This window comes from Burkholderia sp. MSMB1826 (genome assembly GCF_001526325.1).
In the GTDB taxonomy this organism is placed as follows: domain Bacteria; phylum Pseudomonadota; class Gammaproteobacteria; order Burkholderiales; family Burkholderiaceae; genus Burkholderia.
The window spans coordinates 226177-235964 of record NZ_LOYN01000018.1 but is presented as its reverse complement, the minus strand read 5'-3'; the positions used below and the strand labels follow the sequence as shown (position 1 = coordinate 235964).

Here is a 9788-nt window from a genome sequence, read left to right as displayed (position 1 = left end):
GCTTACGCTCCACGCTTCCTCTCCACGCTCGGTCACCCTCACGCAGTTGCGCTTCGCTTCATTCGCCGTGATCAACTCATGGCGAGACTTTCACTCGCAGGAGTGCGCCCATGCTGGGCGCACAAAGAAAATGCGCCGCAGCCTTTCGGCTTGCGGCGCATTTCATGTCGATCCGGCCGTGTCGGCGCTCAGAAGATCTGGCGTCCGAGCCACCACCCGCCGGCCGCGAACAGCGCGGCCGCCGGCAGCGTCAACACCCACGCCCACACGATGTTGCCGGCGACGCCCCAGCGCACGGCCGACAGCTTCTGCGTCGCGCCGACACCGACGATCGCGCCGGTGATCGTGTGCGTGGTCGACACCGGAATGCCGAGGAACGACGCGATGAACAGCGTGATCGCACCGCCGCTTTCCGCGCAGAAACCGCCGACCGGCTTGAGCTTCGTGATCTTCTGGCCCATCGTGCGCACGATGCGCCAGCCGCCGAACAGCGTGCCGAGGCCCATCGACAGGTAGCACGCGCCGATCACCCAGGCCGGCGGCGCATCGGCGCTCGCCGATGCGTAACCGCTCGCGATCAGCAACATCCAGATGATACCGATCGTCTTCTGCGCGTCGTTGCCGCCGTGACCGAGGCTGTACAGCCCGGCCGACAGCAGTTGCAGCCGGCGGAAGCGCCGGTCGACCTTGCTGGGCGCGGTACGGAAATACAGCCACGACACGCCGAGCATGAACAGCGAACCGAGGATGAAACCGAGCAGCGGCGAAATGAAGATGAACGCGATCGTCTTCAGCAGCCCGTCGATGTTGAGCGCGCTCCAGCCGGACTTCGCGAGCGCCGCGCCGACGAGGCCGCCGATCAGCGCGTGCGACGAGCTCGACGGAATCCCGTAGTACCACGTGATCACGTTCCAGCCGATCGCGCCGACCAGCGCGCCGAACACGACGTAATGGTCGACGATCTCGGGATCGATCGTGCCTTTACCGACGGTCTGCGCGACTTTCAGGTGGAAGATGAAGTACGCGATCACGTTGAACGCGGCCGCGAACACCACGGCCTGCTGGGGCTTCAGCACGCCGGTCGACACGACGGTGGCGATCGAGTTCGCCGCGTCGTGAAAGCCGTTCATGAAGTCGAATACGAGCGCGACGAGCACCAGCGTCGCGACCATCCATAGGGCGAGTTGTATCGAATGCATCGTGGTCCGCTCAGGCGTTTTCCAGCACGATGCCTTCGATGATGTTCGCGACGTCCTCGCACTTGTCGGTGATCTCCTCGAGCAGCTCGTAGATCGCCTTCAGCTTGATGAGCGTCTTCACGTCGTCTTCCTCGCGGAACAGCTTCGACATCGCCGCGCGCAGCACGCGATCGGCTTCCGACTCCCAGCGGTCGATTTCCTCGCACTGCTTGAGGATCTGTGCCGACTGCTTCATGTCGGACAGCAAGCCGACGGCCTGCTGCACGTGTTGCGCCGATTGCGTGACGATGTGCGCGAGCTGGCTCGCCTCGGACGTGACGGACTGCACGTCGTACAGCGACACGGCCGTCGCGACGTCTTCCATCAGGTCGAGGATGTCGTCCATCGTCGTGATCAGCTTGTGGATCTCGTCGCGATCGAGCGGCGTGATGAAGGTCTTGTGCAGCAGATCGATCGCCTCGTGCGTGAGCTTGTCGGCGGCCTTCTCGGCGATTTGCACGTTTTGCTTGTGAATCTCGGCGTCGGCGAGATTGTCGATCAGCAGTTCGAGCTCGCGGCCACCGGAAACGATGTGCTTCGCGTGCGCGTTGAAGAGTTCAAAGAACTTGCCCTCGGTGGGCATGAATCGACCGAACATGGGATTCCTGAGAGATTGTCAAACTACTGTCACGAAAACGGGCGACATTGTACCGTTTCCGGTCGCGACGCGACGTGCGCATATGCGCACGCCGGGATTGGATACAACATTTGGCGAAATAGGTGTTTACAACCGGCTTCACTCGCCGTAGAAGGTTTGCGCCCCGGCAAAGTTGTCGAACTTCGTGTATTGCCCCAGGAACGTGAGCCGAACGGGCCCGATCGGGCCGTTACGCTGCTTGCCGATGATGATTTCGGCCGTCCCCTTGTCAGGGCTGTCGGGATTGTAGACTTCATCGCGATAGATGAACAGGATCACGTCCGCATCCTGTTCGATTGCGCCCGATTCGCGCAAATCCGACATCACCGGACGCTTGTTCGGGCGCTGTTCGAGGCCGCGGTTCAGCTGCGACAGCGCGATCACCGGCACGTCGAGCTCCTTCGCGAGACTCTTCAACGAACGTGAAATCTCCGAGATTTCCGTCGCGCGGTTCTCGCCCTGCGACGAACCCGACATCAGCTGCAGGTAGTCGACGATGATCAGGCCGAGCTTGCCGCACTGGCGTGCGAGACGCCGCGCGCGAGAGCGCAATTCCATCGGGTTCAGGCCGCCCGTCTCGTCGATGAAGAGCTGTGCTTCGCTCATCTTCTGCACCGCGTGCGTCAGTTTCGGCCAGTCCTCGTCCGTCAGGCGGCCGGTGCGCATCCGGTGCTGGTCGAGCCGGCCGATCGAGCCGAGCATACGCATCACGAGCTGGGTGCCCGGCATTTCCATCGAGAACACCGCGACCGGCAGCCCGTACTCGACCGCGACGTATTCGCCGATGTTCATCGAAAATGCGGTCTTACCCATCGACGGTCTTCCGGCCACGATGATCAGTTCGCCGCCGTGCATCCCCGACGTCATCCGGTCGAGGTCGACGAAGCCGGTCGGCGTGCCGGTGACGTCGCTCGGATTCGCGGTGTGGTACAGCGTGTCGATGCGCTCGACGACCTGCGTGAGCAGCGGGCCGATCTCGAGGAAGCCCTGGTTGCCGCGCGCGCCCTCTTCGGCGATCGAGAACACCTTCGATTCGGCTTCGTCGAGCAGTTGGCGGACTTCCTTGCCCTGCGGATTGAAGGCGTCGGCCGAGATTTCGTCGGCGACCGACACCAGCCGGCGCAGCACCGCGCGGTCGCGCACGATTTCCGCGTAGCGGCGGATGTTCGCCGCGCTCGGCGTGTTCTGCGCAAGGGCGTTCAGATACGCGAGCCCGCCGACGTCGTCGGCCTTGCCGGACGTGGTCAGCGCTTCGTACACGGTCACGACGTCGGCCGGGCGCGTCGCCGCGATCAGCCGGCCGATGTGCTCGTAGATGATCCGGTGGTCGTAGCGGTAGAAGTCGCCCTGCGACAGGAAATCGGCAATCCGGTCCCATGCCGCGTTGTCGAGCAACAGGCCGCCGAGCACCGACTGCTCGGCTTCGACCGAATGCGGCGGGACTTTCAGCGATTCGATTTGGGGATCTTGCGGCGCGTTCATGGGTTGGGATTATCGCGAATAGATGGCGGCAGCGCTACCACCGCTTGCCGGGCGAGCGGGCAACAAAAAAGGCAGGCCCCGGTTGCCCGGGCGCCTGCCCTTGTCCGGACGGCGGAAGCCGCCCGGCAAGCTTGCATACGCTTACGCGTGGTCGCCGATCACGTTGATCGTGACGTCGACGACGACGTCCGTGTGCAGCGCGACCTGGACGTTGTGCTCGCCGATCATCTTCAGCGGGCCTTCCGGCATGCGCACTTGCAGCTTCTCGACTTCGTAGCCTGCCTTCTTCAGCAGTTCCGCGACGTCGCCGTTCGTGACCGAGCCGAACAGACGGCCGTCGACGCCCGACTTCTGCGTGATTTCGAACGTCTGGCCGTTCAGCTTCTCGCCGACTGCCTGCGATGCCGCCAGCTTTTCAGCGGCGATCTTTTCGAGTTCGGCGCGGCGCACTTCGAATTCGGCGATCGCTTCCTTCGTTGCACGGCGAGCCTTGCGGTTCGGGATCAGGAAGTTGCGAGCGTAACCGTCCTTGACCTTGACGATATCGCCGAGGTTACCCAGATTGGCGACTTTTTCCAACAGAATGATTTGCATTCGAATTCTCCTTATTGCGTCGCCTGATTACGCCTTGTGCTGATCGGTGTACGGCAGCAGCGCGAGGAAACGCGCACGCTTGATGGCCGTATCCAGCTGACGCTGATAGTGCGCCTTCGTACCCGTCAGACGAGCCGGCGTGATCTTGCCGTTTTCGCCGATGAAGTCCTTCAGCGTTTCCGTGTCCTTGTAGTCGATCTGCTCGACGCCGGCAGCCGTGAAACGGCAGAACTTCTTGCGCTTGAAGAGCGGGTTTTGTTGCTGACGACGCTTGTCGAATTTCTTACCAGTCGGGCGGGGCATGATTTCAGTCCTTTCCAATGTCCTGCAATGCTGTGATGTGAAACACCAAGGTTCTCGCGTTGCGGCTTTTCTTGGCCAGGAAGCCCGTGAACAGCGTTTCGACGCCCATTTCACGACTTTCCAGCTTGCCGCTCGCCTCACCGGCCGCCACCGCCTCGATCGTCATGTCGACCTGACGGGGAATGCCTGCTTCGACGACTTCCGTGCGGTGATGCAACGTGGCGCTTGCGATCGGAACACCTGCCGGCGTATATCGCACCGGTGCGCGTTCGACGACGCTCGCCGTCAATTGCAACCTGTTCACGTGAGTGGCGCGCTCCTTGATGGCTTAATGCGTGACGAACTTAAGCCTGCGCTTCGGCCGGCTGAGCTGCAGCCGCCTTCTTGGCTTCTTCGCGCTGAACTTCCTTCATCATCGGCGACGGGCCGGTTTCGGCCTTCTTCATCTTGACGATGAGGTGGCGCAGCACGGCGTCGTTGAACTTGAACGCGTGTTCGAGTTCGTCGAGCGTCGTCTGGTCGCACTCGATGTTCATGCAGACGTAGTGAGCCTTCGCGAGTTTCTCGATCATGTAGGCCAGTTGGCGACGGCCCCAGTCTTCGACACGGTGGATCTGGCCGCCGTGCGACGTGATCGTGGTCTTGTAACGCTCGATCATCGCGGGCACTTGCTCGCTTTGATCGGGGTGCACGATGAATACGATTTCGTAATGACGCATTACACACTCCTTGTGGATTGAAGCCACCCGGGCGTCTGAACCGGTGTGGCAAGTGAGAAGCCGAAGATTCTAACCCGGTTACGGGGCGCATGCAAGGCCAATCGACGATTGGCAAACGGATTCGGCCGTGTTTTCAAAGACTTGAACAGGTATGCCGGCGCAAATGCCACCGGTTCGGACGTTATGGCGCCGGGGTCGGAACCGCCACGCGCCGCCCCGCTATCGGCGCGGTCATTCGCCGTGCGTGCCCGCAAGCCGCGCGTCGAGCGCCGTCCGGAACGCCGCGAGCGCCGACGGCTCCGCGTCGGTCACGGCCCACCACGTCATCCCGGCCGCGCTCCAGCGGTCGAGCGCATAGCCCTGCGACACGGTCGCATACGGGGCCGCCGGCCGCTCCCCGGCCGGCTGCACGTAGACGTCGACCACGTGCTGCCGGTGGCGGTAGACGAGCACCGCGACACGGCGACGCCCGACGTAGTCGAGCCGGCCCCCGACCAGCGCGAAGCCGCTCGCCGCAAGGTCCTCGACCGGCGGCGCATAGTCGAGCCGGCCGTTGAACCACGGCTTGACCGTGTGCCGGTCGGTCGAGATCACGTCGATGTCGCGCGCCGACAGGTCGGCCCGCACGTGGCTCGCGACGAGTTCGTCGACCGTCCGGTCGACGTCGGCATGGCGGGCGGACCATCCCATGCCGCCCGCCGCCGCGAGTGCCATCAGCAACGCGACGCCCCAGCCGAGGCCCGGCCACGCGGCCACGCGTGGCCCGGCACCGGTCGATACCGGTCGTGCCGCCGCGCCGCGCCCGGGCAGCCACGAGAACCGGTCGCGCCCGCGCGCCCGCGGCGGCGACTGGGGCTCAGGCCGCGGCTCGGCCCGCGACGGCGCCTGGGCATGCGCGTCGGCGGCCGCCGGCAGGCTCGCGAGAATGCTCGCCCGCAGCGCGTCCGGCGCGCGGTGATAATCGGCCTGCCGCACGGCCTGCACCAGCGTGACGATCCGCGCCCGTTCGCGGCGGCACGCGTCGCACCCTTCGACATGCTGCTGGACCCGCAACGCATCGGGCGCCGACAGCTCGCGGTCGACGTCCGCGTCCAGCAATGCTCGCGCTTCGTTACAGTCCATCGATAGCCTCCGATGCGGTTCCGCCTGCCGGCGTACGGCCCGGCCGGCCTTCGGTCGCCGGCGCCGGCGCCGGCGCGCCGCCCAGCAGCGCGGCGAGCTTGCGCCGGCCGCGCGCGAGCCGCGACATCACCGTGCCGACCGGAACGTCCGCGATCGCCGCGATCTCGCGGTAGCTCAGGTCCTCCATCTCGCGCAGCACGAGCACCTCGCGGTATTCGGGCGGCAGCTTCGCAAGCGCCGCATTCACGAGCCGCACGTTCTCGCCGCGCAGCAGGTGCGCCAGCGGATCCTCCGTGGCCGGCTGCCAGTCGTCGGGCACGTCGGCGTCGTCGAGCGTGTCGGGCAGCGCGACCTCGTGCGCATGCGTGCGCCGCCGCCACTCGGTGTACCAGGTGTGACGCACGATCGTCAGCAGCCACGGCCGCGCGTTGTCGCCGCGACACGAATCGACGAAACGCAGCGCGCGCATGCACGCGTCCTGGACGACGTCGTCCGCATCGCCGGCGCTGCCGCTCAGCCAGCGCGCGAGGTTGTACGCGGCGTCGAGATGCGGCAGCACGAGCGCGCGAAACCGCTCGCCGCGCGCGACCGCATCGTCCGCCGCCCGTTCATCGACCGCCTGTCCGGCTTGCCCCACATGGCCTCCCTGGTCCCGGCGGCCGACGCCGCCCGTTCCGCGCACGGCGCCCGGACAGACCGGCAACGTGCGCGCTCGATGACCTTACCGCTGCTGCGTCGAGTTTATTCCCGTGCCGTGCGCACGAAGCGTAAAAAATCGCCGGACGGCCGCGCGGGCCGCCCCGTCACGGCGTGGTGCTCCAGTAGCCGGGGCGCGCGTACGCGGCGCGCAGGTAGTCGATGAAATAGCGCACGCGCGCCGGCACGTAGCGTTGCTGCGGGTAGACCGCGAGGATGTCGTAGTCGGGCAGCGCATATTCGTCGAGCACGGTCTCGAGTTCGCCCGTTTCGAGCTGCGCGGCGATTTCCCACGTCGAGCGCCAGCCGAGCCCGAGCCCTTCGGCCACCCAGCGGTGCAGCAGCTCGCCGTCGTTGCAGTCGAGATTGCCGGTCACGCGCATCGTCGCGATCTTGCCGTGGCGCTGGAAATACCAGCCGCGGTTCTGGCCGCCCTGCAGGTTGAACGCGAGACAGTTGTGCTTCAGCAGGTCGTCGAGCGACTTCGGCCGGCCGTGCTTGCGGAAATACCCGGGCGTGCCGCACACCACGCGCCGGTTCGACGCGAGCTTCACCGCGACGAAGTTCGGATCGACCGCGCCGCCGATCCGGATCGACAGGTCATAGCCCTCGCGCACGAGATCGACGACGCGGTCGGTCAGATTGAACGACAGCTGCATCTCCGGCTTGTCGGCCAGAAAGCCGGGCGCGTGCGGCGCGACGTGCTTGCGGCCGAACGCAGCCGGCGCCGACACGATCAGGTGGCCGCTCACCGCGCGCCGCCCGGCGGCCAGCTCGTTCTCGGCCTGATCCCATTCGGCGAGCAGCCCGCGGCAGCGCTCGAGGAACGCGGCCCCCTCCTCGCTGACCACCAGCCGCCGCGTCGAGCGGTACATCAGCTTCACGCCGAGGCGCTTCTCCAGCGCGTCGATGCGCCGCCCGAGCACCACCGGCGACACGCCCTCCTCGAGCGCCGCCGCCGCGAGGCTGCCGGCATCGGCCACCCGCACGAACGTCTCGATCTGCTTGAAACGATCCATCTCGCGTCTCCACCCGGCTCCGACGCCGGCGGGAAGCCCCGTCCGGCCGTCATTCCATACTTTTAGTTTCGAAATAAGCGACTTCGGCTGATCTTATCAAACCTTTCCTGCATCCCTAAAGTGTTCCCAACAGACCGATTCGCAAGATCCGCCACATTCAAGGAGACATTCATGGCCAAGATGAGAGCCGTCGACGCAGCCGTACTCGTGCTCGAGAAGGAAGGCATCCAGACCGCGTTCGGCGTGCCCGGCGCCGCGATCAACCCGTTCTACTCGGCCATGCGCAAGTCGGGCGGCATCAGCCACGTGCTCGCCCGTCACGTCGAAGGCGCATCGCACATGGCCGAAGGCTTCACGCGCGCCGCACCGGGCAACATCGGCGTGTGCATCGGCACGTCGGGCCCCGCCGGCACCGACATGATCACCGGTCTCTACTCCGCGTCGGCCGACTCGATTCCGATCCTCGCGATCACGGGCCAGGCGCCGCGCGCACGCCTCTACAAGGAAGATTTCCAGGCCGTCGACATCGAATCGATCGCGAAGCCCGTCACCAAGTGGGCCGTCACCGTGCGCGAACCGGCGCTCGTGCCGCGCGTGTTCCAGCAGGCGTTCCACCTGATGCGTTCGGGCCGTCCGGGCCCGGTGCTGGTCGACCTGCCGATCGACGTGCAGCTCGCCGAAATCGAATTCGACATCGACACGTACGAACCGCTGCCGGTCTACAAGCCCGCGGCCACCCGCGCGCAGATCGAGAAGGCGCTCGCGATGCTGAACGACGCGGACAAGCCGCTGATCGTGTCGGGCGGCGGCGTGCTCAACGCGGCGGCCGAAGACCTGCTCGTGCAGTTCGCCGAAACGGTCGGCGTGCCGGTGATCCCGACGCTGATGTCGTGGGGCGCGATTCCCGACGACCACCCGCTGATGGCCGGCATGGTCGGCCTGCAGACGTCGCACCGCTACGGCAACGCGACGATGCTCGCATCCGACTTCGTGCTCGGCATCGGCAATCGCTGGGCGAACCGCCACACGGGCAGCGTCGAGGTCTACACGAAGGGCCGCAAGTTCGTGCACGTCGACATCGAGCCGACGCAGATCGGCCGCGTGTTCGGCCCCGATCTCGGCATCGTGTCGGACGCGAAGGCGGCGCTCGAGCTGTTCGTCGCGGTGGCACGGGAATGGAAGGCCGCCGGCAAGCTGAAGGACCGCAGCGCGTGGGTCGCGGAATGCCAGGAACGCAAGCGCACGCTGCAGCGCAAGACCCACTTCGACAACGTGCCGGTCAAGCCGCAGCGCGTGTACGAAGAGATGAACAAGGTGTTCGGCCGCGATACCTGCTACGTCAGCACGATCGGCCTGTCGCAGATCGCCGCCGCGCAGTTCCTGCACGTGTTCAAGGCGCGCAACTGGATCAACTGCGGCCAGGCCGGCCCGCTCGGCTGGACGATCCCCGCCGCGCTCGGCGTGCGTGCGGCCGATCCGAGCCGCCCGATCGTCGCGCTGTCCGGCGACTACGACTTCCAGTTCATGATCGAGGAGCTGGCGGCCGGCGCGCAATTCAAGCTGCCGTACGTGCACGTCGTCGTGAACAACTCGTACCTCGGGCTGATCCGCCAGGCGCAGCGCGCGTTCGACATGGACTACTGCGTGCAGCTCGCATTCGACAACGTGAACGCGCCGGAACTGAACGGGTATGGCGTCGACCACGTGGCCGTCGCCGAAGGCCTCGGCTGCAAGGCGCTGCGCGTGTTCAAGCCGGAAGAAATCGAGCCGGCGCTGCGTCAGGCGCAAACGCTCGCGGACGAGTTCAGCGTGCCGGTGGTCGTCGAAGTGATTCTCGAGCGCGTGACCAACATCTCGATGGGCACCGAAATCGACGCGATCAACGAGTTCGAGGAACTCGCCGAGAAGGCCGAGCACGCACCGACCGCGATCTCGATGCTCGACTGAACCGCACGACATTTTTTGACTGACCGACCGA

General features: G+C 65.7%; 11 protein-coding genes. 1 reads left to right on the top strand and 10 read right to left on the bottom strand.

The window, feature by feature from the left end; all coding sequences use genetic code 11:
* Positions 1 to 188: 188 nt before the first annotated feature.
* The 10 genes from WS95_RS11450 to WS95_RS11405 form a co-directional block, all read right to left on the bottom strand.
* The gene (locus WS95_RS11450; RefSeq protein ID WP_059505011.1) at positions 189 to 1199 is read right to left on the bottom strand and encodes an inorganic phosphate transporter; all 1011 of its coding nucleotides are present in this window, start codon (positions 1197 to 1199) and stop codon (positions 189 to 191) included.
* Between the two features lie 10 nt (positions 1200 to 1209).
* Positions 1210 to 1836: a DUF47 domain-containing protein gene (locus WS95_RS11445; RefSeq protein WP_006478627.1), complete on the bottom strand. Its 627-nt coding sequence runs from the start codon at positions 1834 to 1836 to the stop codon at positions 1210 to 1212.
* A gap of 138 nt (positions 1837 to 1974) precedes the next feature.
* On the bottom strand, positions 1975 to 3357 hold the full coding sequence (locus WS95_RS11440) for a replicative DNA helicase (RefSeq protein ID WP_034207487.1): 1383 nt from the start codon (positions 3355 to 3357) through the stop codon (positions 1975 to 1977).
* A 141-nt stretch (positions 3358 to 3498) separates the two neighbouring features.
* On the bottom strand, positions 3499 to 3951 hold the full coding sequence (rplI, locus tag WS95_RS11435; RefSeq protein WP_027784634.1) for a 50S ribosomal protein L9: 453 nt from the start codon (positions 3949 to 3951) through the stop codon (positions 3499 to 3501).
* Between the two features lie 27 nt (positions 3952 to 3978).
* Positions 3979 to 4254 carry a 30S ribosomal protein S18 gene (gene rpsR, locus WS95_RS11430; RefSeq protein WP_006486248.1) on the bottom strand — a complete coding sequence of 92 codons (276 nt, stop codon included), beginning with the start codon at positions 4252 to 4254 and terminating at the stop codon, positions 3979 to 3981.
* A gap of 4 nt (positions 4255 to 4258) precedes the next feature.
* Positions 4259 to 4558, bottom strand: a complete 300-nt coding sequence (gene priB / locus WS95_RS11425; protein ID WP_011885023.1) for a primosomal replication protein N — start codon at positions 4556 to 4558, stop codon at positions 4259 to 4261.
* 40 nt (positions 4559 to 4598) lie between these two features.
* Positions 4599 to 4973, bottom strand: coding sequence for a 30S ribosomal protein S6 (gene rpsF, locus WS95_RS11420; protein ID WP_027784636.1), 375 nt, complete (start codon positions 4971 to 4973; stop codon positions 4599 to 4601).
* A gap of 231 nt (positions 4974 to 5204) precedes the next feature.
* A complete protein-coding gene (locus WS95_RS11415; RefSeq protein ID WP_059780991.1) occupies positions 5205 to 6095 on the bottom strand; it encodes an anti-sigma factor family protein in 891 nt (296 codons plus the stop codon).
* Entirely contained in the window at positions 6085 to 6732 is a 648-nt protein-coding gene (locus WS95_RS11410; RefSeq protein ID WP_034207489.1) for an RNA polymerase sigma factor, read from the bottom strand. Before WS95_RS11410 ends, WS95_RS11415 begins: the two co-directional genes overlap by 11 nt.
* 166 nt (positions 6733 to 6898) lie before the next feature.
* On the bottom strand, positions 6899 to 7810 hold the full coding sequence (locus WS95_RS11405; RefSeq protein WP_059780989.1) for a substrate binding domain-containing protein: 912 nt from the start codon (positions 7808 to 7810) through the stop codon (positions 6899 to 6901).
* A gap of 171 nt (positions 7811 to 7981) precedes the next feature.
* Between WS95_RS11405 and gcl the strand changes: the two genes are divergently transcribed.
* A complete protein-coding gene (gene gcl / locus WS95_RS11400; protein WP_034207491.1) occupies positions 7982 to 9757 on the top strand; it encodes a glyoxylate carboligase in 1776 nt (591 codons plus the stop codon).
* Positions 9758 to 9788: the final 31 nt, after the last annotated feature.

Coding starts and splice junctions, on each gene's coding strand:
- WS95_RS11415 (WP_059780991.1), bottom strand. CDS start 6,095: ATGGACTGTAACGAAGCGCGAGCATTGCTGGACGCGGACGTCGACCGC.
- WS95_RS11405 (WP_059780989.1), bottom strand. CDS start 7,810: ATGGATCGTTTCAAGCAGATCGAGACGTTCGTGCGGGTGGCCGATGCC.
- WS95_RS11450 (WP_059505011.1), bottom strand. CDS start 1,199: ATGCATTCGATACAACTCGCCCTATGGATGGTCGCGACGCTGGTGCTC.
- rpsR (WP_006486248.1), bottom strand. CDS start 4,254: ATGCCCCGCCCGACTGGTAAGAAATTCGACAAGCGTCGTCAGCAACAA.
- WS95_RS11445 (WP_006478627.1), bottom strand. CDS start 1,836: ATGTTCGGTCGATTCATGCCCACCGAGGGCAAGTTCTTTGAACTCTTC.
- WS95_RS11440 (WP_034207487.1), bottom strand. CDS start 3,357: ATGAACGCGCCGCAAGATCCCCAAATCGAATCGCTGAAAGTCCCGCCG.
- gcl (WP_034207491.1), top strand. CDS start 7,982: ATGGCCAAGATGAGAGCCGTCGACGCAGCCGTACTCGTGCTCGAGAAG.
- rplI (WP_027784634.1), bottom strand. CDS start 3,951: ATGCAAATCATTCTGTTGGAAAAAGTCGCCAATCTGGGTAACCTCGGC.
- rpsF (WP_027784636.1), bottom strand. CDS start 4,973: ATGCGTCATTACGAAATCGTATTCATCGTGCACCCCGATCAAAGCGAG.